This window comes from Kitasatospora sp. NPDC041988, from assembly GCF_055588525.1.
In genome coordinates, this window is record NZ_JBVJCO010000064.1 from 19939 (window position 1) to 43700 (window position 23762).

The following is a 23762-nucleotide window of genomic DNA, read 5'->3' on the forward strand; positions in this document are numbered from 1 at the left end:
GCAGCCAGGAGCGGTCACTCTGCTCGTCCTGTCCCCACGCACCCCCCGTTCCGGAACGGGGGACCGCTCGATTGTGACGTGGTTCTTGGCCGCCTGGCTCCGGCATCCGGGCTTCCATCTGGTCAAGTGACGGACTCGGCCGCTCTCGGCCCGCGGCTCAGGTCGCGCCGCGCCGCAGCCACAGCGACGCGGTCAGCACGCCTGCACGGTACCGAGCAGCCAGCTTCGATCCGGGTGGGTGCGCCACGAGGCGCCATGACGTCGAGATGTCCGGGGCGCTTCCTCCGAGACCCTCCTCGTCCGCGCCTTCGTCCAGGCCGCTCGGGACCATCTCGACGGCCGCCCCTGCATGCGAGCTCGCTGGACGGGGCGAGCGCGGCGCGGCGGAACCCGGTGCGCCGGCAGCAGCCTCACACCGGCGCTGGACTTTCCCGTACGGCTGTCATAGCGCGGACCTATGCTCGTCCCCATGCCGAAATCCGCCGTCCCCGCATCCCTGTCCTATGCCGATGCCGATGCCCGTCTGGGCGGCGCGTTGTCCGCCGTGTTCGAGGGTGCGGGAGCGTCGCCCGGCTACGACGAGGTGCTGTTCTTTGACGGCGACCTCACCCTCGACGGGGGTTTCCTGGTTGCCATCAACGAACTGCGCGGCGGGGACGCCGAGGGCGACGTCGAGTTGATCGTGGTCACTGGCGACCTGACGGTCAACGGCCCGATCGCGCTCTATGACGACCGGCCCGGGCTCTACGTCGGCGGTCGCACCGAGGCCGAGACCCTGGAGGGCGGCGAAGCGGAGATCTACATCCACGACGGCGCCTTCACCCACCTGGTCCACGGTTATTACAACCACGGCTCCCTGGTGACCGGGATCGTCGATACCCCTTGGGTGATCGACTTCGACCACCACATGGAAGTCTGCGCCCCTGGCGCGCGCTGGGTGGACAATTACGGCGATGACGATGACGCCGACTTCGCCGTCGGGGACAGCATCGTCGAGGCGTTCGTGCCCGAGATCGTCGACGCGGAGGACCGCTGCCTGGACGTCGACGCGTTCCTGGACCGGCTGCGGGCCGGGCTGCCGGTCCTGCGGGCCGGAGCCCGGTCGGCGGTCGAGACGGCCGGTGATGACGTGTCCCGGGCTCTGGCCGACCGGGTGGAGCACCTCGACCTGACCGGTCGCAAACTCCAGGCGTTCCCCGCCGAGGTGCTCCAGATGCCGTGGCTGCGCACTCTGATCCTGGACGGCAACCCGATCGGCGAGTTGCCCGAGGCGCTCGGGACGCTCATCCGGCTGGAGCACCTGTCGGTGCGCAACTGCGAACTGACCGCCCTGCCGGAATCGGTCGGCGACCTGGCCGCGCTCCGGGTGCTGTGCGTCGCCGGCAACCGGAACTCGGACGGGGACGCGGTCGAGTTCACCCTGCCGGCCGCTGTCGGCCGGCTCACCGCCCTGGAGGAACTCGACATCTCCTACCTGTCCGTCACCACCGGCGCGACGACGGCTCAGTGGAACCTGCCCGAGGTGACGCGGTTCGTCCTGCCGGACACCTTCGGCGGTCTGGTCGCACTGCGGAAGCTGGTCGCCGACGTGACCGACGTCGTGTTCCCCGACTCCGCGCACGGCCTGACCGGCATCGAGGACGTGTCCATAGCACACGGCAGCCTGCAGACCTTCCCCGAGGCCGTCACCACCTTCCCGAACCTGCGCCGGCTCAACCTGAGCGGCAACTTCTTCGACACCGTCCCCGACAGCCTGCTTCGGCTGACCCGGCTCGAAGAACTCGACCTCGGCGGCAGCCTCGGCCTGGTGCGCGACCCGCTGCCGGACCTCGGCCGCCTGCCCGCTCTGCGGGTCCTCGGCTTCAGCGGGCGCTCCAGCCGCTATAGCGCCCCCGAGCCGGGGCACATCTTCCTGCGGGAGCTGTTCGCCATGGAGCTGACCGGGCTGGAGGAACTCCGGATCGACCAATGGCGCAGGAACACCAAGCGCCACAAGCCCAAGCCCGAGCACTTCGCCGGGATCGGGACGTTCCGCCGGCTGCGGACCGTCGACATGTCCTCCAACGAGCTCAAAGACCTGCCGGCGGATTTCGACACGCTCCCCGACCTGACGGTGGTCGACCTGCGATACAACCAGCTTCCCCAGGCGGTCCGCGACCGGATCACCGCCGCGCACCCGACCGCCCAGATCGACTTCCAGTCCTAAGTGGTCGGCTCAGGAAATCCTTCGGGGGTTGACTTCGAGGCCCGATTCTGTGTCGGTTCGTTAGAGGTCTGGGGCGGCGAGGTCGGGCTGGCAGGCACCGTCGAGGGCGTCCTCGGGGTGCCGGTGAACGTTCCTCGGCACCAGCCATCCCTGGGTCACCGTCATGTCAGCGTGGAGGTTGTCGGCAACCGTTGGCCTCCTGTCGGGATTCCGGGGCCTGGCTTGATCGCGTCGAGGAGGCGGAATACCAGCGGTACCTGCGTGGTTGTCCGCCGTTGTCGATCAACAAGGAGGCCCTATGCCTACGATCCGTCGTCCCCGTGCGCTGCGTTCCGGCGATCTCGTGGTCGTCACCGCGCCCTCGGGCCGGCTCGAGCCCGGTGAGGAGCCGCTGCTCGCTCGCGGTGTGGCGATATTGGAGCGGATGGGTTTCCGCGTGCGGGTCAGCCCGATGGTCGACCCCGCGCGGAGCCGCTGGTGGGCGGCGGGCGCTCCGGCGGAGCAGGCTGCCGAGCTCAATGCGCTGCTCCGGGATCCGGAGGTGCGGGCCATCGTCGCGCACACCGGTGGCCAGGCGACCATTGGTTATCTCGATTTGATCGATCTGGATGCGGTCCGGGCCGACCCGAAGCCGATCCTCGGCTACAGCGACATCTCGCTGCTGCACATGGCGTTGTACGCCAAGACTGGCCTCGTCGGCTTCCACGCCGACATCGTCACCCACGGTTTCGGTAGCGATTGGTACACGTTGGGCGACGAGGCCCGTCGGTCCGAACTCGTCGACCTCTACGCCCGTGTGCTTACCAAGGCCGAGGCACCGGGCGTGCTGCCGGCAAGGGGGACTTGGGAAACCTGGCAGCCGGGCCGCGCGCAGGGACCCCTGGTCGGCGGCTTGCTGAACCGCCTGGTCCAGTTGCAGGCGACACCATTCGCACTGGCCGCCGAACGGTTCGACGGCGCCGTCTTGTTCTGGGAAGAGGTACAGCGGCCGGTCACGCGGATCTGGTGCGACCTGCATACCTTGCGGCTGTCCGGTGTGCTGGACCGGATCGCGGGCATGGTGGTCGGCATCCCGAGTGAGGTCACGCCCTACGAGGGCGGCGGAGACCAGGCCGGTCTGCGCGACGTTGTGCTCGACGTCCTGGCGCAGCGTGACATCCCCGTCCTCGCCCAGGTCGACTTCGGCCACACCTCGCCGAACCTGCCGCTGCCCCTCGGCATCCGCGCAGACGTGGACGCGGACAACCAGACCCTGTCCCTGCTCGAGTCGGCGGTCGCGGAACGCTGAGTTCTGTTGGATCCTGGCACGGGTTTCGGCGGGCTGCGGCCCGTCGTGATCCGCTTCTCCCGATCGGCCCGTCTGCCATGCGCGTTGCCCCGGCCTGCCCGATAGTCCCGACCGCCGCCGAACGTGAGCGGTTGAAGAGGATGGCTTACGGCCACAAGATTGAGCACCGGCTGCGGATACGCGCGCAGGTCGTCCTGCATGCGGCACAGGGACGCTCCAACGCGCGCATCGCCCACGAGACGGGCCTGCACTTGGACACGGTCCGCGTCTGGCGCGGCCGCTTCGCCCGCGGCGGGCTGCGGGCCCTGGCCGACCGTAAACGCTCCGGACGTCCCGCCCTGTTCACTCCCGTGCAGGTCGCCGAGGCCAAGGCGCTGGCCTGCCATCTTCCCGCCGAGACCGGCGTACCGCTGTCGCGCTGGTCGTGTCCGGAACTAGCCGCCGAGCTGACCGCGCGCGGGATCACCGACAGCATCTCCGCTTCCACGGTGCGCCGCTGGCTGCGCGAGGACGCGCTCAAGCCCTGGCAGTACCGGTCCTGGATCTTCATCCGCGACCCGGACTTCCGCGCCAAGGCACAACGCGTCCTAGACCTGTACGCCCGCACCTTCGAGGGCGTCGCGCTGGGTGAGGACGAGTACGTCGTCTCCAGCGATGAGAAGACCTCTGTCCAGGCCCGCTGCCGTTGCCATCCCACCCTGCCCCCGGGCCGGGCCCGGGCGATGCGCGTCAACCACGAGTACGGCCGCGGCGGAGCCCTGGCCTACCTGGCCGCCTACGACGTCCACCAAGCGAAGGTCATCGGCCGCTGCGAGCCCAAGACCGGCATCGTGCCCTTCATGACCCTGGTCGAGCAGGTCATGACCCAAGAGCCCTACGCCAGCGCGAGACGCGTCTTCTGGGTCGTCGACAACGGTTCCTCGCACCGCGGCAAGAAGGCTACCGACCGGCTCGCCGCCCGATTTCCCAACGCCGTCATGGTCCACACCCCCGTCCACGCCTCCTGGACGAACCAGATAGAGATCTTCTTCTCCGTCGTACAACGCAAGGTCGTCACACCGAACGACTTCACTGACCTTGATCAGGTCAGGAATCGGCTCCGAGCGTTCGAAGACCGCTACAACGCCACGGCACAGCCGTTCCAGTGGAAGTTCACCACAACCGACCTGGACGATCTGCTGGCCAGACTCGATCGGCACACACTCGCCGACCAACAAGAATCCTCCGTCGCCCTGGCCGCATGATCAACCCCCGAAGGATTTCCTGAGCCGACCACTTAGGCCGCAGCGCACAGGCGCGTTCCACGGTCGGCGCCGCGACGCAGCGCGCCCACCCGTCGGCCCCCCGTCACACCGGGGGCGGGGCCGTGGCCGCCCGACCACCGGCACCACCCCGCCTCCGCCTTGTCCTGCGGAGGCGGGGTGGTGTGGTGCCGTCGTCCTCGGAGACGGCGAAGTGCGGTGCCGCGACCTTCTCACACCCCCGCCGCCGGCACCTGTGCGCCATATCACACGCGGCCTGCCAAGGCACCTCGAAGCCTGCTCCTGCCAGGAGTTTTCAGCCGGAGTGTGACCGGGGCCACGGTTTCGGCCGCGGCATCGGGCTTGCATACGGACCATCCCCTCGTTCAGGCTGCTGCCGGTCCAGCCGAGGGGGGAACGAAAGGCCCTCTCACGTATGCCCAAGCATTCGAAGCACCGCCGCAGCACGTTCGGCAACCGCTACCGGTTCGCCGCGATCGGCCTCGCCCTGGCCGCCGTCGGAACGGGGACGGCCGCATGGGCCGCACCGGCCAGGCAGACCGAGCCGGTCGTCGTCGACTCGCTCACCATCACGCCGACCGCCGCCGGCACCGACGCCCCCGTCACCGCCACCGCCAAGCTGCACGCCACCAAGCAGACCTCGGTGCAGGCCCTCACCATCGCGGTCCGCTCCGCCGGCGGCGCCAACTACGACTTCCACGGTGCGACCGCGACCACGCTCACCGCGCAGCAGAGCACCTTCACCCCGGAGAGCCGGACCTTCCCGGCGGGCAACTACACCTACTTCGTCGCGTACAAGCTCGCCAACCGCTGGCACAACCTGAAGCCGGTCAACGCCTTCACCGCGGGCGCCGCCGCGACCCCCAGCCCCTCCCCGACAGCCACGGCCACCAGCTCACCGAGCGCCACGGCTTCGCCGACGCCGACCGCGACGGCTACCGCCTCGTCGACGCCGACCACCACCCCCTCGCCCACCGGGTCCCCGAGCCCCACCTCCTCGCCGACGCCCACGGCCTCGCCCACCGCGACGCCCACCGCCTCGGCCGGCCCGCTGGGCGTCTCCGGCACCTGGCGCCGGGTGTTCTCGGACGAGTTCGGCAGCGGCTCGCTCGACAGCTCCAAGTGGCTCCCCGGGTGGTACGGCGACGGCGGACGGGTCCCGTCCGGGTGGAACGGCATCTCCGGATCGGTCCAGCCCGGCGAACTCCAGTGTTACTCCTCGAAGAACGCCACCGTCAGCGGCGACAGCCTGCACCTGACCGCCGTCAAGCAGCCCAACACCTGCACCTCGAAGGGGATCACGGCCACCAAGGAGTACACCTCCGGCCTGGTCTCCACGAACCCGCACGACGGACGGACCTCCGGCGGCTTCGAGTTCGCCTACGGCATGACCGAGGCGCGGATCTACCTGCCGCCCGCCGGTTCGCAGATCGCCAACTGGCCGGCCTTCTGGGCCGACGGCCAGAGCTGGCCGGGCGACGGCGAGCTGGACGTGATGGAGGGGCTGAGCGGTCAGGCCTGCTTCCACTTCCACTCGCCCTCCGGCGGCCCCGGTGGGTGCGCCGCGGGCAACTACTCCGGCTGGCACACCTACGGTGCCGACTGGCAGCCGGGCTCCGTCACCTACTACTACGACGGCGTGAAGGTCGGTCAGACCACCACCGGCATCACCTCCTCGCCGCAGTTCCTGATCCTCAACAACGCCGTGGGGTCCTACGGCGGTCCGGTCCTGGCCCCGGCCGACATGCAGGTCGACTACGTCCGGGTCTGGCAGCACTGACCAGTTCACAGCACAGAGCCCCCGGTGCCGCCGCCAAGCGTGTCCGGGGGCTCTGCGCTGCCCTCTCCCCGACGGCCCGCCCGGCTCGGCTACTCGTCCGCCGGCGGCTCCATGAGCAAGCCGGGACGGGCGGGTACCGGCTTGCTGTTTACCCGCTGAAGTGTCCCGACTAGATGACTGACGCGAAGGGTTAGTGGTCGTAGGCGGTCAGCGAGCGCATGACGGGTTGGCCGGTGTGGAGGTTGTGCCAGATCGCGGTGGTCAGGGCGAGGACGCGTTGCAGGACGCGGACCATCGCTCCGCCCGGAGTGCGGCCCTGGTGGCGTTCGAGGTCGAGCTGGGCCACCGGCGGCGAGGCCGGCCACCAGGAACTGCTGGAACTCGCCCCCGCCATGCAGCGCAGCACCGCCCGCTACCTCCAGAGCCTGGAGGAGGCCCGCCGCGGCGAAGGCGACGACCTGCGCTGCAACCGGGCCCTGGACCGACTGGAGACCAGCCTCACCGCCGCCACCCAGCGCGTGCTGCGCAAGGCCCACGTGCTGCGCTACGAGATGGTGGTCGCCCGCCGCGAAGTCGAGCAGCATGCCCCCGACTCGCCCGTAGCCAGCCTTGATAACACCCCGGCAGAAACGACGCGCGTCGAATCAAGCTCCGCCGTGGCCGCCGTTGTCCCAACTCCCGGGAGGGTTGTCCCGGCCCGTCTGGCACCGCCTGGCGCCGTCGTCCCGCCCGCCCCGGATGCCGCCCCCCACGCGCCTGAAGCCAGCCTTGACGACCTTGCGGCGGAAACGACGCGCGTCGAAACAAGGGGTGCGGCGGCCGTGCAGCAGAACTTCATCCCCCAGCAGCCGGGCCAGGCCGGCGCCCCAGAGCAGCAGCGCCTGGCACTCGCCGGCGAGACCACCTCCACCGCACCGTTCCTGCGCGGTCTGGGCGCCCCGACCCGCCACGCCACCTGGAGCGCACACAACGGCGCGTTCCTGATCGAGGGCTGGGACGACCGCACCGTGTTCGCGGTACGCAGGCCCGACCGGCGCCTGGCCGGCTGGGTGGAGACGGCCGGCACCGGATGGGCGGCGTTCATCGACGGCCGGACGGTCATCGCCCCCGACGACGGCCAGCCCTGGCACCGCCGAGGACGCCGCCCACGCGGTCTCCCTCCTGACCACGGCACTCGACCAGCAGCAGCCCACCTGACCCGGCAGGAGCGCCGTGTCACCCGAAGCCGGCCTGTCACCCGAAGAGGGGACAGGCCGGTTGCACCGGCCCCACCCGAAGACCACGCTGCACGGCGTGACCACCACGACCAGCCACGCCGCCGCCCGCGCTGCCGAGGCCGCCACCGTCGACCGGCTGCGCACCGAGTTCACCGCCTCCCTGCGCACCAGCACCCTCCCGGACCCGGTCCGCGTCTACCTCTACGTCCTCGCCCAGGCCGCCACCACCACCGACGGCCGCAACCACCTCGTCCAAGCCCCGGTACCCGCCGGCGTGGAAGCCACCACTGGCATGGGCCCCGACCTATTCAACCGCGTCCACACCATCGCCCTCACCACCGGCTGGCTGCGCCCCGACGACGTCGTGCGCTACCAGATGCTGCTCGTCGACATGCCACGCTGGGTGGCCACGACGATGGACCTCGGCCTGGACGACGACCCGGACGACCCCGAGTGGCACGGCCAGCCCATCGAGCCCTACAACGACATCGAGACGTACAAGGCCCGGATCGGCGACCTCGCCCTCGGCTGGACCCCCGGAACGAGTTACTTCTGAGGTTGCTCCTGTGTTTGCATCAAGTTGGCCCCAGGAAACCTTGATGCCGCAGTTCAGAGCAGGGGGACACCCTCCTGGACGCCGCCCCGTCCTGGACGCCGCGCTGCACCGCGCCCTGGCGGCCAGCCCGCCGCCCCCGATACTGGTGATCGACCTCGCGGGCGTCCCCTTCTGCGACTCCTCCGGCCTCAACGCCCTGCTGCAAGCACGGATCGAGAGCCGGCGCCGCGGCGTTGAGGGTTCGCTGCGCCTGCGGCAGGCTTCTTCTCTCGCGTCTGGTGGTGCCGGCCGCTCGCGATGGGGCGGGAGCCCGGCGCGGCGGTCGAGCTGCCGACCGTCGAGGGGCCGGCTGCCGCCTGACCGTAGCTATGGCGAGGGCGCCGGTCTCCCGGCCCCTGTCCTCAGCCTTTGCCGAAGTGCACCGAGGGGAAGGCGCCTGCTGCTCTGAGGGTTCTGGAGAATCCGTCTGCCAGTTCGGTGAGGCGTGCGGTGGCGGCCGGGCCCAGGTGGTCGTACGGGGCGGCGTCGAGGCGGTCGGTGAGTACCTCGGTCTCTCCGCGCAGGGTCGCGCCCGCCTGCGTGAGGTTGCCTGCCTCGTCTAGCAGGCCGCGTTCGCGCAACTGGTCCCGGGTGGTGTCCCACTGCTGGGCGGACCACCCGCGGGTCCGCATGAACAGTGCCGATGTCGGTGCCGTGCCGGTGGCGTTGTGCAGTACCAGCGCCTCGATGCCGGACAGGCCGGCGATCGCCAGGGCGGCGAGGTGACCGTCACCCCGGTGCTCGCGCAGCAGCGTCGCGGCGTGCCACAGGGCCAGGTGCGGTTCTTCGGGTACGGGGAGGTCGGCGTTGGCGGCGTACAGCGGCCGTGCCTCTCGGCGGCAGGCTTCGGTGGCGTGCAGCGCCAGTTCGGCCGCCTCGGTCATGTCCGTCGACGTGAGGGACTCCTTCCCGAGCAGCCGCTGCAGCGTTCGGTCCGCGCCGCGCAGCCGTGCCGTGAGCACCTCCTGCGGTGTGGTCACGGTCCACGCGGCGGGGATGTACCGCTGCACGTGCTCGTGGTTGAAGTTGTAGAACGTCGCTGTGACGGTGCCCGCGTCGACGGCCCCGAGCGGTGCCGCGCGGCTCGCGAGGTAGACCATGGCTCCGCGTTCCAGCCCGAGCGCCGCGAGTTCGTCCTCCGGCTCCGGTGCGAAGTACACCGATGCGTGCAGGGGGCTGACGGCGTTGTGGCAGCGGCGGCGTGTGCTCGCCTCGAGGGAAGTCATGCCGTGGCTCCGATGTCAGTGATCAGGTGTGGTCGTGCGGCCAGGTGGACGAGGCGCATCAGGCTTCGTTCGTGGGTTCGTGGTGGGGGCAGTCGGTCAGTCCGGCTGCGGTCTGGGTGAGGTGCTGGGTCAGGACCCTGGCTGCGGTGTCGGCGTCACGGGCGAGGGCCGCCTCCTCCAGCCGGCGATGTTCCACGAGGCCGTCCCGGTCGGGGTTGCGGTGCGCCGACCAGCGGCGGGCCAGCTCGCTCGCGGTCCACATCCGGTCGAAGGTCTCGAGCAGGACGAGGTTGCCGCAACCCTCCAGCAGGGTGCGGTGGAAGAGACGGTGGGCTTCGGCCCATGCGCTGCTGTAGTGCTTGCCCTCCTCCGGTACGTACGCCGGGGTGCGGGTCAGACGGTGGTGGGCGGCCCGTACGCGGGCTTCCCAGTCCACATCGCCGCGTTCGATGGACATGCGCAGCATGACCGGTTCGATGGTGCGGCGGGCCTCCGCGATCTCCTGCCAGCGACGGTCGGAGAAGGCCGGGACGGCAAAGCCGCGGTTGGGCAGCCGGTCGGCGAGGCCCTCGCCGACCACCCGCACGAGCGCCTCACGCACGACGGCTAGGCTCACGCCCTGCTCCTTGGCGAGGTCCTGGGGTTTGAGGGCGTCACCGGGGGCGTGGTCCCCGCGCATGATCGCATCCCGCAAGTGTGTGTAGACCTGCTCGGAGAGCATCTGCTTCCCCGCCGAGGGCGAGGTGTGGGTCGTCTGGGTCATGGCTAAATGATAGACGATCAGATAGATAATCGATTATCAGTCTCATGGTCGACCCCAGCGGGGGCGACACGCAGGCCCTCGCTCGTGGCTGCTGGAGTACGGCCGAGTGCGCCGAGATCCGGGAGGTCGAGGACTTCGGGTTCTTCGGCGGCGGCGCCGAGGCCCTCGCCGACGGCAGGCTGATCGAGATCAAGAGCACCCGCCACACCCGCCGTTTCGAGAAGGCCGCCGCTCTCGTGGACCCGCATGGAAGCCTCCATCGCCGTCGCACTCGACGGCCCGGCCGGCCGCCCCCGACCCTCGACGAGGGGCAAGGTGTCCATGGAAGTAAATGGCCGTGCGAGTCCGTGTGGTTGGCCTCGACGTCCATGGTGGTGCCGTGCCGCATGGCGCCCTCGATCATCGCGGCGACCTTGGAGGCGGCGCAGTTGATCAGCTGAGAGTGGATGGCCAGGGACTTCTTCTTCACGTGCCAGTAGATGAGCACCCCGCGGCCGCCGTAGCGCGAGTGCCACTCGGTGAACAGGTTCTGGTCGTACGCGCGGACGTGCGTGGAGTCGGAGGCGACTGCGGTTGAGCCCTGTCCCCACAAGTCGGTGCCCCGGGATGGCGGTGGTGGCCGAGGGCGCGGCCGATGGCGGGGCCGGGCGGCCTCGTCCCGCCAGGTCACATGTCCGACAGTCAGTCTCCGGCGCTGCTCGGGGTGCTCTTCGAGACCGACGCGATCGCCGCCTCGCCCGGCGGGGCGAGGCCCGGAGGCCTGATCCCTGCGGCTGACGGCCGACGCCCCCGAAGGCGACAGCGGCGCTGCGGGCCCCCGCATGGTTGCGAGGGTCCCGCAGCGCCGTTGTGTCGGTGCTTCAGTCGGTGCTCTGGGCGCGCAGTTGTTCGGCGGCCTGCTGGTAGGCGTCGGTGGCCCGGGCGAAGTAGTCGAAGAGGACTTCGAGCTGCTCGGGCGAGTAGTCCCTCAGGAGCTCGCCGATCCGCTGCCGTGCCGGGGCCATGACCTGGTCGAGGTCGGCGGGCTTGCCGATCGGCTCGACGATCACCTTGCGGCGGTCGCCGGGGTCCGGGGCCCGGCGCACGTAGCCGGCCTGCTCCAGGCGGTCGATGAGCCGGGTGGTCGGCCCGGTGGTGAGGCCGGTGCGGGTGCCGAGCTCGCCCGGGGTCATCGGGCCGGCCAGTTGAAGGATGTTCAGCGCATAGAGGTCGGTGGCGCCGAGCTCGCAGGCCTTGGCGCTGGCATGGCCGTGCAGCATCACGGCGCTCAGGTACCGGCGGTAGACCTCGCTCGCATCGGATCGCATGGCGGGCGTTGACACGTGGCTCCTCCACTCCCTAATCTCTTCCTTTGTGAAGAGAAATCTTCGACGAAGTAACTTCTTTGAAGAAGTTACCATGGGAAGGGAGACCATGAGCACCGTCACCACCACCGGGGCGACCACCGGGGCGACCGGGCCGACAGGCGAGCCGACCGACCCCAGGAGCGCCCCGACGGGCACCGGGAATGGCCGCACCACCAACCGCCGCCGCACCGTCAAGCGTGCCCTCGGCGTCACCGCCCTCACGCTCGCCGTCACCGCGACCGGCGGGTACTTCTGGCTGGACGCCACCTCCGACGTGCGCAACCTCGGCCAGACCGACTGCACCGCCGTCACCCCCGCCGTCACCGCCACCCCGGCCGGCACGCCCACCGCCGACGACCACCGCGCCGTCTGCAACACCATCCAGGCCCTCACCGAGGCCTGGAGGCGGGGCGACGCCACCGCGTACGGCGAGCAGTTCACGGCCGACGCCACCTACACCACCTACGTCGGCACCCACTATCAGGGCCGACGCGACATCGCCGACGCCCACCGCGCCCTGTTCAACGGATTCGTCAAGGACACCAGGCTCGCCGACTCCTTCCTCGGCATCCGCTTCTACGGGCCGGACACCGCGGTTATCACCAGCCGCGGCGACACCTACAAGGGCGGCACGCCCAAGAAGCCGTCCGAGCTGACCAAGACCCAGTCCTACACGCTGGTCCGCCAGAGCGACCACAGCTGGCGCATCGCCGCCTTCCACAACACCCAGCGCCAGAACGTGATGGAGCGCCTCTCCTTCCTCTGGGACTCGGCGACCATGCCCGAGGCCGAGAAGTGACCGGCCCGCTCAGCCCGCACCCGCGCACCGACGCCACGCACCCGCACGCCACCACCCCGCACACGAACCCGGAGGAAGACACCATGACCGCCAACCAGCACGCCACCACTACCACCACCACCACCACCCGCGCGACCGACGCCGCCGCGATCCGCACCCTGCTTCAGCGCAGCGCCGCAGCCTGGGCCGACGGCGACGGCACCGTGTACGGAGCCTGCTTCACCCGGGACGCCACCGACGTCACCTACGTCGGCACCGTGTACCACGGCGGCGAGGAGATCGGCCGCGCCCACCAGGCCCTGTTCGACAGCTTCCTCAAGGGCACCCGGCTGATCCTGGACATCACCGACCTCCGCTTCTACGGCGCCGACGCGGCCGTGGCCGTCACCCGGGGCGACGTCCGCAAGGGCGGCGCTTCGGAGCAGAACGGCAGGTACGGCAAGCTCGCCACGTACACGGTGGTGCGCGAGGCCGACGGCCAGTGGCGGATCGCCGCCGTCCAGAAGACCCGGCGCAAGCCCCTGATGGAGGCCGTCTCCTTCCGCTTCCAGCCGGCCACCCGGCCCGCGGCGAACTGAGACGGAGCCACCATGACCACCCGGCCGACCGCCGTGGCACCTCGACCGTCCGACACTGCCCACCGCCCCACCGCCCTGGTCACCGGAGCGAGCGCCGGCATCGGCCGCGCGTTCGCCCGCCGCCTGGCGGCCGACGGCTACCAGGTGATCGCCGTCGCCCGCAACGAGGAGCGGCTGCAGGCCCTCATGACCGAGCTCGGCCCCGGCCACGACCACCTGGCCGCCGACCTCGGCGACGCCGACGGCCTCCGGAAGGCCGCCCGGCTGCTCGCTGGCCGGCGCGTCCACCTCCTGGTCAACAACGCGGGAACGGCGACGACCGGCCCCTTCGCCACGACCCCGCTCGCCCGCGCCCAGGAGATGCTGCGCCTCAACTGCGAGGCCCTCGTCACCCTCTCCCACGCCTTCCTCGCCCAGGCCCGCCCCGGCGACGCCCTGCTGAACGTCTCCTCGACACTCGCCTACATGCCGCTGCCGGACCTCGGCGTCTACAGCGCCACCAAGGCGTTCGTCACCGCCTTCTCGGAGGCCCTCTGGTCCGAGCACCGGGCGTCCGGCGTTCACGTCCTGGCGGTCTGCCCGGGAATGACCGCCACCGGGTCCCAGCCGCACGACGACGCGCCGGCCGCCCTGGTGCAGACCCCCGAACAGGTCGTCGACGCCGCCCTGCGGGCCCTGCGCCGCCGCAGCCGCCCCACGGTCGTGCCCGGCACGGCCAACCGCCTCCTCGTCGGCGCCGCCCGCATCCTCCCCCGCCGCCGCGCGGGCGGTGGGCACGCTTCCCTGGCCCCGCCCGTCCCGGGAACCTTTCCGGCGGTGGAATCGTCCCGTCCGGGTACATGCGTTTCTTGATCACTAAGGGGTGGGGCATGCCTGTCACGCTGGGCGAGGAGATCATGCTGTTGTCGCTGGACGACGAGAGCGGCCAGGCGAAGGACCGGTGGGCGGCCGGATGGACCGTCACCAGCGGGCTCCTGCTGGAACTGGCGCTCGCCGGGCGGCTCGGGGTGGACGGCGGCCGGCTGGAGGTGACCGATCCGTCGCCGACCGGTGTCGCGCTGCTCGACGGCTGTTTGGAGCGGCTCGGGGCGTGGGTCCGGACGACGAGGTCTGCGACGGTGGCGGCCTGGTTGCGCGCGGACCAGGGCAAGACCGTCGAGGCGACCCTGGCGAGTCTGCGCGAGCGGGGCATCGTCAGCGAGGAGCGGCGCCGGGTGCTCGGCCTGTTCCCGGTTCGCCGTTACCCGGAGGCGGACGGCGCTGTCGAGCGTGAGCTGCGTGCGCGGCTCGCCGCCGCCGTGCTGGAGGGCGCCGAGCCGGACGAGCGCACCAGCGGGCTGATCGCCCTGCTCCACGGCGCGCGCCTGTACCGGCTGGCCTTTCCCGGCCTGTCGCGTGGGCAGGTCGAGGCGAGGATGGCCGCGATCGCCGAGGGCCAGTGGGCGGGCGACGCCCTCCGCGACGCGATCCGCGCCGCTCAGGCGGCGGTGCTGGCCGCCACCACCGCCGCGGCCGTTGCCGCAGCGGTGTCCTGACGACGGCTCTGCCCGCCGTCCGCACCACCCCCTGCGGGCCGCCTTGCATGGCTGTCCGTGGCTATGTTGTCCCAGGGATACCGACACCGGAACGACGACGGCGACCGGGCACCGGGCCAGTGTTCAGGATGGACGGCCGTCAGGCCATCGACGTCGACAGCTTCTGTTGTGCTCTGGGTGAAGCGATCTTCTCGAGTGATCGACTTCTGGTCATCGAGTAGGCCGACGTTGCACCGTCGGTTGGGAAGGCACGCCCGTGCTGAGCGTAGTGAATGCCGATGGAACGACCGAGACCGGCTCTCTGATCGACGACATCGTCCGCGAGGGCGCGAGGCGGATGCTGGCCGCCGTTCTGGAGGCTGAAGTCAACTCCTGCATCGCCGAGTTGGCCGACCAGCGAGACGAGAGTGGGCGCCGCCTGGTGGTCCGCAACGGCTATCACCAGCCCAGGAAGGTCACCACCGCGGCCGGGATGATCGAGGTGAAGGCCCCACGCATCAACGACAAGCGCATCAACGAGGCAACCGGCGAGCGCAAGCGGTTCTCCTCGGCGATCCTGCCGCCGTGGTGCCGCAAGTCCCCGAAGATCAGCGAGGTGCTGCCGCTCCTCTACCTCCACGGCCTGTCCAGTGGGGACTTCGTGCCCGCGCTCGAGCAGTTCCTCGGCTCCTCGGCCGGCCTGTCCCCGGCCACCGTCACCCGGCTGACCGCCCAGTGGCAGGGCGACCACAAGGCGTTCAGCGAGCGTGACCTGTGGCGTTAACGGTTTGGTATGGCTCCACTTTTCCGGTCTGAACTGGCCCCGGCTTGCTGCGACGGGCCCTTATGTTCCGGCCCGGAGTGGCCCCGCTTCCGGTCTGTAGTGGCCCCGCTTTGAAGGGGGCGGAGTCAGTCGTCGCTGGGCGTCATGTCGTATTCGCCGACATCGTGATCTGCGCCGGTTGCGGCGAGGAAGTTCACCACCGCGCGGTCCAGGTGCCAGCCGTAGAGGTTCGTGTCGTCCGGCGAGTCGGAGGGCTGCTCGTCATGCCGGTTGAAGTAGCGGTGGACCTGCAGAATCGTGCCCCCGGGGCCCTCCTCGGTTGCGAGACGGGTTGTCAGATTGGTGAGCGCCTCCATGCGGGGCCGGAGCCTGCCGATGACCTGGTCGATCTGCTCATCGACTGGCAGGCCGGGCTCGCGGCAGACAACCTTCCAGCAGTGACAGAACGGGATGGTGTGAGGTGAGGTCGTCAGGCTCCCCCGCACCGTGACCTCGTCCGGTTCCACGCCAAGCAGCTGGGTAATCTCGTCGGCGGTGGTGCCCACGCTGGAGATCGCAAAGTAGACGTACTGAGTCAACGACACCCGCGGAGACTACCGACGCAGCCGCACGGCCGCCTGACTATTTTCTCGCCTGCTGCCTGGCTTTGGTCTGCGCGAGGCGGTAGGACTCGGTGCCGGTCTCGATGATGGTGCCGTTGAAGGTGAGGCGGTCGACGATGGCCGCGCAGAGCCGGGGGTCGGTGAAGGTCTTGGTCCAGCCATCTGGGGCTGGCACATGTTCCTTTTCGTGGATCGCCGCTGCCACCGGCCCGTATCCATCTTCTGCTGTCCTCGTTGGTCTTCGTGGTGGTGCCCGGATTCTCCAGGTGCTGCCTTGATCGGTTAGGTGCGAGGAAGGTGTGCCGGTGGCATCCCAATTGAGGGTGGTCCAGGGTGGTGCCGTCCTGCTGGAGCCGGTGACCGCCGATCCGTGGGAGTTTCAGGCCGACTGCGTTGAGGCCTTTGTCGCCTCATGGCGGGCCCGTGGGTTCAGTCCGGTGACGGTTGAGAACGACACCGGCCTGCTGGAGCGGACGCTCACCGCGCTGGGCCGGCCCGCCTGGGACGTCACTCCCGAAGACATCGACCGTGTTGTCGGTGACCTGGCTCTTGCCGGGCGGGCTGCCTCGACCCGGCGCGAGTATGTGCAGATCTTCAAGGGCTTCCACCGGTTCCTGCAGGTCCGCAAGGCCGTCGAGATCGAAGCCGGGTTCGGCGTGCGTCTGGTCTGCCCGGTCGATGAGTTCAACGCGTCCCGGCATGTCGGCGACGACTCCCCGGCCCAGTTGCCGCCACCGACCCCCGAGCGGGTCGCGGAGTTCTTCGAGTTCCTCAAGGCCCGGATCGCCACGGCACGAAAGTACGCGCCCGCCGCCCGGGACTACGCGATGTTCCGAACGCTCTATCACGCCGGCCTGCGCTCGGAAGAGGCGTCGCTTCTGGACCGCCCGGACCTCCACTTCACGCGGGGCCCGTTCGGGAAACTCCATGTCCGGTTCGGCAAAGGCGCCCGCACCTCCGGGCCCCGGCCGCGCTGGGTGCCGATGCTGGACGGACTCGACCTCGTCCTGCACTGGTTACTCGACGACGTCCGCGGGAAGTTCCCCGACTCACCGGTGCTGTTTGCGGACGAGTCCGGAGGCAGTCTGCACCGCGGGACGATCCGCAACCGTTTGCGCTATCTGATGGAACTCGAAGGCCGCCCGGCAACCGACCGGTTCAGTCCGCATGCCCTGCGGAGGGCCTGCGCGACCCATAACTACGAGCGTGGTGTGGACTTGGTGGCAATCCAGCAGCTCCTTGGTCACTGGACGGTCAGCTCGACCATGAGATACGTCCGTCCCTCCGCGACGTTCATCGAGGATGCCTATCGCCGCGCGGTGACCACCACGCTCGGCGAGCTGACCGCCGAGGGGGACAGCTCCGCATGAAGATCCGATGGCGCCTGCGGATGGCCGCCGCCCAGCGCGAGGTCTGGACCGGCACCCAGCTGCAGCGGCTGCTGGCCGAACGTGCCGGGCTGCAAATGTCCTCCGCCTCGGTGTCTGCACTGTTCAGCAAAGAGCCCTCCCAGGTGAAGATGTCCACTCTGATCGCGTTGTGCACCGCTCTGGACTGCACCCCCAACGACCTCTTCGAGGTCGACACCACCCCCGTCGAACGTCCCGCGGCCCCGATTCGGCCAGTCGCCGACCTGCCGAAGGCAGTCTCCGCGCGGGGCCGTTCGATGCCTCCTCTTTGACCCGGAGAGGGCGGCATCGTGGGCGTTAAACAGAGCGACTGCACCGGCTGCGGAGCACCGGTCGGCTTCATCGACCGGCGCTACTGCTGCCGCTGCACCGCCCGGCAGAAGGAGGCCGCGGCCCGTGCCGCTTGTCCCCGGTGCGGACAGCAGCGCGTCCTCCAGGCGGACACGGGCCGGTGCATCACCTGCTCTCGCGTATGCACCGCATGCGGGCACCCGTTGCGGAGCAAATCCTCCGCTCTCTGCCGCACTTGCCTGTGGAAGTCCGAACGCGACGCCGCCAAGGATCCATGCCCTCGTTGCAGCCGGCCCGGATATCTGCGCGAGGATACCGGCTGGTGCGGGCACTGCTCGCGTCCCCGGCAGGCCAAACAGCCGCCCCGGGCCTGTGAGCAATGCGGCAGAGTACGGAAGCACGCAGGGCTTGGACTGTGCTCGGCCTGCTGGCAGCGTCACCCCGATCGCCCCTTAGTCCGGGCCGAACACCTCATTGCCGAACTCGATAATCCCCCCGACTGGCTGCAGGACTTCACGACAGATCTCGCCGCAAAGTACTCCGTCGGCCGGGCCTGCACGATGATCACTTCCCTCGGGCGGCTTCTTCGGGACGGCCAGCCCAACCTCCCCCAGTCCGTACTCGAACGCTCCCGCCGCCCGGGTCGTTCGATGGGCGCCCTCGCCCGTGCCCTGGAAACCTTCTTCACCAGTCGCGGTCTGGCCATGGCCACCGACCAGGCCGAGCGGCTCGCGGCCGGCCGCCGACAACGCCGGGTCCTCGCGGTCCCCGGCCCCCTGCGACCTTCGGTGGAGGCCTTCTCCGACTTCATGATCCGCTCGCGTGAGCGATCCCGGCGTGCCGGAACGCTGCCCCGCACCGACGGCACCATCGAAGCCGCACTGGCCATCGTGCGTGACCTCGCCCTGTTCCTCGCCAGCGAGCGCGGCAAGGAGGACTGGGCACTGACCGACGTGCACGATCTCGAAGCCTTCCTAGCCGGCTCACCCAAGGCCCGAAAGCGTCGGCTGGTGGTGCTCGGACAGTTCTTCCGCTTCGCGCGATCCCGGAAGATCGTCCTCGTCGATCCCGCCCGCGGTCTGACCGCCACAGGACCGAGCGGCTTCACCGGCACGACTCTGACGCTTGACCAGCAACGTCTGCTGTTCCGCCGCTGGACAACGGATCCAGCCGTCCACCCGCACGAGGCCCTACTGGGCATGCTCGCCCTGTTGCACGGCGCCTCAAGCCGCGAGGTCAAAATGCTCCACGCCGTTGACCTCGACTTTCGTGCCCGGACCGCTCGGCTCGGCGACCGTCCGCATCCGGTTCCTTTGGATCCGCCGTCTTGGGCGGCAGTGGAACGCTGCCTGGCCCACCGCGAAGAACAGAAGACGGACAACCCGCATGTGATGGTCACCCGCCAGACGAAGTCCGGCCGGGGGCCGGCGTCCACCGCCTATGTCAGTCACGTCCTCGACGCCTGCGGCTTCCCACCCCGCATGATCCGCTGCACTCGACTGCTCGACCTGGTCAACACCATGGACCCCAAGCTTGTCGCCGCCGCCTTCGGCATGGACCCCGAGGCCACCATGATCTATCTGTCCGACCGCATTGATGAGACCCGCTTGGCGGAGTGGGCGGCGGCCAACGACTGATCTCTGGTCAGAGTTCGTACGGGTAGAGAGCGATCTTCTCGCGCTCTATGAAGAGCTCGACCCACGTGCCGGCAACACCCTCGGGCAGCGGATCAGCAAGGTCCAGCAGAATCTGCGAGCCATCGAAGTCCAGCACGGCGGCGCCGTCCACAGTGAGGTCCAGCCGTCCGCGCAGGACAACGCAGTGCCCGCCAGGTCGGACTCCCGGTCCGACGCCGACAGCCGGTTTCGCGTTCCGACCCCAGGCGATGTCCTCATCGACCGTCCACTCAACGTGGTACTTGCCCGGCTTCGCGGCCTGGTCACCGCACCAGCGGACCGCTGTCCCGCCGAACGGCGTCCGGACCTGGGCCAGCCAGGGGCTCCAAGGAAACTTTGCGACCTTCACCAGTTCGACCAGCATCGTTCGATCATGCAGCATCCGCGTTCCTGCCGGAACCCGTGAAGTTTCGGCGCTGCCTGGCACAGGTTGAGCGGAACATGTGCGCTTTTCCGAACGATTCGTTCGAGGCGATCGCAACACTGTTCTTCTCCTCCCTCTCCGTCAGAACCTGGAACAGCATCTCGGCGCCGCGGCGGTCCAGTTCGAGGTAGCCCAGTTCATCGATGCAGAGCAGGTCGACGCGGCCGTATCGGGCGATGGTCTTGGTCAGCTGCTTCTCGTCGGCGGCTTCGACGAGCTCGTTGACCAGGCGAGCGGCGAGCGCGTAGCGGACCCGGAAGCCGGCCATCGCCGCTGCGGAGCCGAGGCCGATCAGCAGGTGTGTCTTGCCGGTGCCGGAGTCGCCGATCAGGCAGAGCGGTTCGCCCTTCTTGACCCACTCGCAGGCGGCGAGGTTGTTGACCAGGGCGGGTGTGACGCTGGGGTTGGCCGAGTAGTCGAAGTCGGACAGCCACTTCGAGCGCGGGAAGCCGGCCGCGCGGATGCGGCGTTCGGAGCGGCGGCGGTCGCGGTCCTCGCACTCGGCCATCAGCAGTTCGGCGAGGAACCCGCGGTAGGACAGGTGCTCGCGTTCGGCTCGGGTGACGGTGTCGGCGAACTGAGCCCGCATGGTCGGCAACCGCAGGACGCGGCAGGCCGTGTCGATGGCGGCGTCGGAGGCGGGCTCGGTCAGGGCGTGGTGCGGGCCGGTCATCGCGGGTCCCTTCCGGGTCGGTGATGCAGGAGCTGGTCCCAGCGCTCAAGCGCTGGAAGGGGACGTTGGTCGGGTGGCAGGCGGGCGGTTCTTCGTTCGGTAAGGCTCGGAAGCGGCAGATGCGGCGGGGCGACCGGTTCGGGCAGCAGAACGGTGACCGTGACGGTCGGGGACCGGCCCTCACTCTCGGCGGCCTTGCGTGCTTCGAGGGCGACGACGTCCGCGGTGCAGGCCCCGGCCGCGAGCGTGGCCTGGATGCCGGCGACGACGTCGCGGTGCTGCAGGTGCCGGTGCAGCAGTAGGACATGGACCAGCGCTTTCGTGCCGTCGCTCTCGCCGAGGGCGTGTTTGGCCACGGACCAGAAGGCCTCGTGAGCGGGGGTGAAGGTGCCCGCGCGGCGGGCCTGGTCCAGGGCCTCCGAGCCGGCCAGGGCTCCCGGTTTAGCCAGCAGGATTTCCAGAAAGTGGTCCAGCACCACCCGCTCGGCGCCCTTCGTGGTCAGGCGCGGGTGGCGGGCGATCTCCGTGCGGCCGTGGAAGACGACAACCTCGTTCGAGCGGAGCAAGACATGGACGGTGCGGCCGATGTAGCGGACTGGGACCGAGTAGCGGCAGACCCGGACGGCGACCATGCCGTAGCGGTCAACGCGCGGGGTGAAGGCGAGCCCGGTCTCGAACGCGTCGCCGGGGAAGGGCAGCAGGAGCGGGGCCTCCTGGGCGAAGTCCTGGCCGATGGTCCGGATCCGCATACCAATCCGCCGGCTCTGCTCGGCCTGTTCGAACGCGGCGAAGGCGTCGTTGAGCTCGTCAAGGGAATCGACGTGAGGGACCGGGGTGAGGTAGTTGCGCCGCCAGTAGCCGACCTGGCCCTCGACGCCGCCCTTCTCGTGGGCGCCGCGAAGTCCCGGCTCGCAGTAGAACGGAGTGATCGAGTAGTGCTGGCGGAACTCGTGCCAGCGCGGATGTTCCTCCCGCGACCTGCTCTTGCGGATCACCCTGGTCACCGCGGGTGAGAGATTGTCATACCGTATCTGGCCTGCGGGTACGCCGCCCAGGGTGCGGAAGGCGTGGACGTGGCCGTCGAGGAAGGCCTCTTGTCCGCAGGAGATCGTGATGCGGTGGACGGCCTTGCCGGAGTAGGCGAGCCGGAACGCGAACAGGTAGCACTTGGTGCGCTCGCCTGCCAGGTCGACCCAAGCCTCGCCGAAGTCGACCTCCGCGTCCATGCCGGGCTGGTTGTGGCGGATCACGAACCCCGCTGAGGGTGCGACCCCGGCGGCCTCGGCGATCTCCCTCCGACGCCGGTGGACGTAGTCCCACACGGTCGAATAGGCGATGTCCGCCCCGAGCTCCTGCTGAAGCCGGGCCAGGACCCGCTGGACGGTATGCCGCTGCTTCGGCGGGGCCTCCAGATCGTCCAGCAGCCACTGGTCGATCGTGTTCTTGAACGGCTCCAGCCTCGGGGAATGCCTCCTCGGTGTCCGCCGCGGCGGCGGCACCGCCGAGCACAACGCCTCGCGCACCAGACGCCGATGGACGCCGTACTTCCGCGCGAGGGCGCGGACCGACAACCCCTCCCGCCACGAGTCCCGGCGGATCAGCAGGAACAGCTCTTCCTTCGAGGACACCACCCGGCATCGCCCCCTCATGGAGACCTACACCGAGCGTCCCAGCCCCACGTCAGGGGTGGGGCCAACTCAAGCCGGAACAACCCCCGAACGCTCCCATGCGCCCCGCCGGTGGGGCCAACTCGGACCGGAAAAGTGGGGCCAACTCAGACCGTCAACGCCAGACCTGTCCGCCACGGACTACGTCTACGTCTGGGCCGAGGGTATCCACCTGCGCATACGGCTGGAGGAGGCGAAGGCCGCGGTCCTGGTCGTCATGGGCGTGCGCGCGGACGGAGCCAAGGAGCTGATCGCGATGGCCGACGGCTACCGCGAGTCCTCGGAGTCCTGGGCGAGCCTGCTGCGGGACTGCCAGCGGCGCGGCATGCGCGCTCCCGTCCTCGCCGTCGGCGACGGAGCCCTGGGCTTCTGGAACGCGTTGAACGAGGTCTTCCCCGAAACCCGCCACCAAGGTGCTGGGTTCACAAAACGGCCAACTGCCTCGACAGCCTCCCGAAGTCAGCTCAGCCCGCGGCGAAGAAGGCCATCCAGGACATCTACAACGCCGAGGACAAGGAGCACGCGGCCGCCGCGGTCAAGGCGTTCGCCAAGCAGTACGGCGCGAAGTTCCCCAAGGCCGTCAAGAAGATCGTTGATGACGAGGATGAGCTGCTGGCGTTCTACGACTTCCCCGCCGAGCACTGGATTCACCTGCGGACAACCAACCCCATCGAGTCGACCTTCGCGACCGTCCGTCTGCGGACCAAGGTCACCAAGGGCGCCGGATCCCGGACCGCCGCCCTGGCGATGGTCTTCAAGCTCGTCGAGTCCGCCCAGGCCCGCTGGCGAGCCGTGAATGCACCCCACCTCGTTGCCCTCGTCCGCGCCGGGGCCCGCTTCGAACGCGGCCAGCTCGTTGAACGGCCGCAGACGACCGCGGCGTGAATAGGGTGGCGGACCTGCCTCGAAGTTCGAGAACATCCGGTCATGTTGGATGGCACGGCAGGACAGGACCTTCCGGTCGGCTTCGGGTTCCGGCCGTATCGCGGCGACGAAGACCACGGCGCCATGGCCGCGGTGCGGCTGGGGTGTGTTGAACGGGACCGGGTCGATGTCCAGTCGGTAGTGGAAGGGCTCCCGACCGCGGCCGAGATCGCCGAAGCTTCTGCCAAGTTGGAGGAGCCGTCCAAGAACCAGATCCTGGTGGTGCTCGACGGGAGCGTCGTCGGCTACTCGACGATCCGGTGGTGGCAAGAGCGGGACGATACGTGGCTGTACCTGCACCGCGGCTACCTCTTGCCCGAGCATCGCGGCCAGGGCATCGGCTCAGCCATGCTGAGCTGGGCCGAAGAGCGGATCCGCCAGCTCGTCAAACAGCATGAAACGGCGCGGACGGCAGTGATCGGCGCGAACGCCATGGCCTCCGAGCAGGACGCCACGGCACTTTTGCGCGCAGCCGGCTACCGACGTGTCTTCAGCCTGGTCGAGCTGGAGCTGGGCGATCTGCAGCAGGTGCCCGAGCCGGGCAGCGAGCTGCCAGCCGGGATACGGACCGGGCCGATCGGGACAAGCCACTACCGTGCAGCCTGGAGGACGGTCGTCGATTCGTACGCGGACCCCGGTTTCACTCAGAGGACGTTAAGTCCGTTTCTGGATGATCTGGTGTCGCCCGTTCGTGGGTACAGAGTCGTTCAGGCTGACTCGCGTGTCGTGTGCATGTTG

21 protein-coding genes and 6 pseudogenes are annotated in these 23762 nt (G+C 69.5%); 17 read left to right on the top strand and 10 right to left on the bottom strand.

The features are described from left to right. Positions 1-469: 469 nt before the first annotated feature. The 4 genes from ACZ6NC_RS38615 (at position 470) to ACZ6NC_RS38630 (ending at position 6536) form a co-directional block, all read left to right on the top strand. Entirely contained in the window at positions 470-2206 is a 1737-nt protein-coding gene (locus ACZ6NC_RS38615) for a leucine-rich repeat domain-containing protein (protein WP_465738574.1), read from the top strand. A gap of 298 nt (positions 2207-2504) precedes the next feature. Then, on the top strand, positions 2505-3494 hold the full coding sequence (locus ACZ6NC_RS38620) for a S66 peptidase family protein (protein ID WP_465738575.1): 990 nt from the start codon (positions 2505-2507) through the stop codon (positions 3492-3494). 140 nt (positions 3495-3634) lie between these two features. Then, the gene (locus tag ACZ6NC_RS38625) at positions 3635-4738 is read left to right on the top strand and encodes an IS630 family transposase (RefSeq protein WP_465738576.1); all 1104 of its coding nucleotides are present in this window, start codon (positions 3635-3637) and stop codon (positions 4736-4738) included. Between the two features lie 433 nt (positions 4739-5171). After that, positions 5172-6536, top strand: a complete 1365-nt coding sequence (locus ACZ6NC_RS38630) for a glycoside hydrolase family 16 protein (RefSeq protein WP_465738577.1) — start codon at positions 5172-5174, stop codon at positions 6534-6536. Between the two features lie 190 nt (positions 6537-6726). Here ACZ6NC_RS38630 and ACZ6NC_RS38635 read toward each other — a convergent pair. After that, positions 6727-6876 (bottom strand): annotated as a pseudogene (locus ACZ6NC_RS38635) (IS982 family transposase); the annotation flags it as partial. 953 nt (positions 6877-7829) lie between these two features. Between ACZ6NC_RS38635 and ACZ6NC_RS38640 the strand changes: the two are divergent. Together ACZ6NC_RS38640 and ACZ6NC_RS38645 are read left to right on the top strand one after the other, a co-directional pair. Then, positions 7830-8309 carry a hypothetical protein gene (locus tag ACZ6NC_RS38640; RefSeq protein ID WP_465738578.1) on the top strand — a complete coding sequence of 160 codons (480 nt, stop codon included), beginning with the start codon at positions 7830-7832 and terminating at the stop codon, positions 8307-8309. Between the two features lie 43 nt (positions 8310-8352). Then, positions 8353-8757 carry an STAS domain-containing protein gene (locus ACZ6NC_RS38645; RefSeq protein ID WP_465738579.1) on the top strand — a complete coding sequence of 135 codons (405 nt, stop codon included), beginning with the start codon at positions 8353-8355 and terminating at the stop codon, positions 8755-8757. Here the strand turns inward: ACZ6NC_RS38645 and ACZ6NC_RS38650 are convergent. Together ACZ6NC_RS38650 and ACZ6NC_RS38655 are read right to left on the bottom strand one after the other, a co-directional pair. Beyond that, on the bottom strand, positions 8711-9574 hold the full coding sequence (locus ACZ6NC_RS38650; RefSeq protein ID WP_465738580.1) for an SCO6745 family protein: 864 nt from the start codon (positions 9572-9574) through the stop codon (positions 8711-8713). The two genes, ACZ6NC_RS38645 and ACZ6NC_RS38650, sit on opposite strands and share 47 nt — an antisense overlap. 58 nt (positions 9575-9632) lie before the next feature. Then, complete coding sequence (locus tag ACZ6NC_RS38655; RefSeq protein ID WP_465738581.1) at positions 9633-10337, bottom strand: GntR family transcriptional regulator; 705 nt, start codon at positions 10335-10337, stop codon at positions 9633-9635. Between the two features lie 44 nt (positions 10338-10381). Between ACZ6NC_RS38655 and ACZ6NC_RS38660 the strand changes: the two genes are divergently transcribed. Next, entirely contained in the window at positions 10382-10777 is a 396-nt protein-coding gene (locus ACZ6NC_RS38660; RefSeq protein ID WP_465738593.1) for a hypothetical protein, read from the top strand. On the opposite strand, the pseudogene ACZ6NC_RS38665 reads toward ACZ6NC_RS38660, so the two are convergent. Further along, a pseudogene (locus tag ACZ6NC_RS38665) lies at positions 10672-10926 on the bottom strand (Tn3 family transposase); the annotation flags it as partial. The gene ACZ6NC_RS38660 and the pseudogene ACZ6NC_RS38665 sit on opposite strands and share 106 nt — an antisense overlap. Positions 10927-11197: 271 nt before the next feature. Next, the gene (locus ACZ6NC_RS38670) at positions 11198-11644 is read right to left on the bottom strand and encodes a MarR family winged helix-turn-helix transcriptional regulator (protein ID WP_465738582.1); all 447 of its coding nucleotides are present in this window, start codon (positions 11642-11644) and stop codon (positions 11198-11200) included. A gap of 106 nt (positions 11645-11750) precedes the next feature. On the opposite strand from ACZ6NC_RS38670, the gene ACZ6NC_RS38675 reads away from it, so the two are divergent. From ACZ6NC_RS38675 to ACZ6NC_RS38695, 5 genes and pseudogenes are all read left to right on the top strand, one after another. Continuing rightward, positions 11751-12482: an SgcJ/EcaC family oxidoreductase gene (locus tag ACZ6NC_RS38675; RefSeq protein ID WP_465738583.1), complete on the top strand. Its 732-nt coding sequence runs from the start codon at positions 11751-11753 to the stop codon at positions 12480-12482. Further along, complete coding sequence (locus ACZ6NC_RS38680; protein ID WP_465738584.1) at positions 12479-13060, top strand: SgcJ/EcaC family oxidoreductase; 582 nt, start codon at positions 12479-12481, stop codon at positions 13058-13060. The genes ACZ6NC_RS38675 and ACZ6NC_RS38680 overlap by 4 nt, the downstream gene beginning before the upstream one ends. A 12-nt stretch (positions 13061-13072) precedes the next feature. Further along, positions 13073-13912 carry an SDR family NAD(P)-dependent oxidoreductase gene (locus tag ACZ6NC_RS38685; protein WP_465738585.1) on the top strand — a complete coding sequence of 280 codons (840 nt, stop codon included), beginning with the start codon at positions 13073-13075 and terminating at the stop codon, positions 13910-13912. A 17-nt stretch (positions 13913-13929) separates the two neighbouring features. After that, positions 13930-14595 (top strand): GOLPH3/VPS74 family protein, encoded by a 666-nt coding sequence (locus ACZ6NC_RS38690; RefSeq protein ID WP_465738586.1) that lies wholly within the window; start codon positions 13930-13932, stop codon positions 14593-14595. A gap of 256 nt (positions 14596-14851) precedes the next feature. Then, positions 14852-15349, top strand: a pseudogene (locus tag ACZ6NC_RS38695) (transposase); the annotation flags it as partial. Positions 15350-15483: 134 nt separating this feature from the next. Here the strand turns inward: ACZ6NC_RS38695 and ACZ6NC_RS38700 are convergent. Together ACZ6NC_RS38700 and ACZ6NC_RS38705 are read right to left on the bottom strand one after the other, a co-directional pair. Further along, complete coding sequence (locus ACZ6NC_RS38700) at positions 15484-15942, bottom strand: DUF4279 domain-containing protein (protein ID WP_465738587.1); 459 nt, start codon at positions 15940-15942, stop codon at positions 15484-15486. Between the two features lie 37 nt (positions 15943-15979). Next, positions 15980-16120, bottom strand: a pseudogene (locus ACZ6NC_RS38705) (ATP-binding protein); the annotation flags it as partial. A 145-nt stretch (positions 16121-16265) separates the two neighbouring features. Here ACZ6NC_RS38705 and ACZ6NC_RS38710 point away from each other — a divergent pair. The 3 genes from ACZ6NC_RS38710 to ACZ6NC_RS38720 all read left to right on the top strand — a co-directional run bounded on the left by ACZ6NC_RS38710 (position 16266) and on the right by ACZ6NC_RS38720 (position 19297). Then, positions 16266-17330, top strand: a complete 1065-nt coding sequence (locus ACZ6NC_RS38710; RefSeq protein WP_465738588.1) for a tyrosine-type recombinase/integrase — start codon at positions 16266-16268, stop codon at positions 17328-17330. Next, complete coding sequence (locus ACZ6NC_RS38715) at positions 17327-17641, top strand: helix-turn-helix domain-containing protein (RefSeq protein WP_053706924.1); 315 nt, start codon at positions 17327-17329, stop codon at positions 17639-17641. The genes ACZ6NC_RS38710 and ACZ6NC_RS38715 overlap by 4 nt, the downstream gene beginning before the upstream one ends. Positions 17642-18310: 669 nt before the next feature. Beyond that, positions 18311-19297, top strand: a complete 987-nt coding sequence (locus ACZ6NC_RS38720) for a tyrosine-type recombinase/integrase (RefSeq protein ID WP_465738589.1) — start codon at positions 18311-18313, stop codon at positions 19295-19297. A gap of 7 nt (positions 19298-19304) precedes the next feature. Here the strand turns inward: ACZ6NC_RS38720 and ACZ6NC_RS38725 are convergent, their stop codons facing one another. The 3 genes and pseudogenes from ACZ6NC_RS38725 to istA all read right to left on the bottom strand — a co-directional run bounded on the left by ACZ6NC_RS38725 (position 19305) and on the right by istA (position 22061). Beyond that, a complete protein-coding gene (locus ACZ6NC_RS38725; RefSeq protein ID WP_389609056.1) occupies positions 19305-19700 on the bottom strand; it encodes a hypothetical protein in 396 nt (131 codons plus the stop codon). 88 nt (positions 19701-19788) lie between these two features. Continuing rightward, positions 19789-20433 (bottom strand): annotated as a pseudogene (gene istB, locus ACZ6NC_RS38730) (IS21-like element helper ATPase IstB); the annotation flags it as partial. Continuing rightward, on the bottom strand, positions 20430-22061 hold the full coding sequence (istA, locus tag ACZ6NC_RS38735; protein ID WP_465738590.1) for an IS21 family transposase: 1632 nt from the start codon (positions 22059-22061) through the stop codon (positions 20430-20432). The gene istA and the pseudogene istB, both read right to left, overlap by 4 nt. A gap of 163 nt (positions 22062-22224) precedes the next feature. Here istA and ACZ6NC_RS38740 point away from each other — a divergent pair. Both ACZ6NC_RS38740 and ACZ6NC_RS38745 read left to right on the top strand, forming a co-directional pair. Then, positions 22225-22985, top strand: a pseudogene (locus ACZ6NC_RS38740) (IS256 family transposase); the annotation flags it as partial. Between the two features lie 42 nt (positions 22986-23027). Next, positions 23028-23762: GNAT family N-acetyltransferase (locus ACZ6NC_RS38745; protein ID WP_465738591.1), on the top strand; the 735-nt coding region annotated here is incomplete at its 3' end.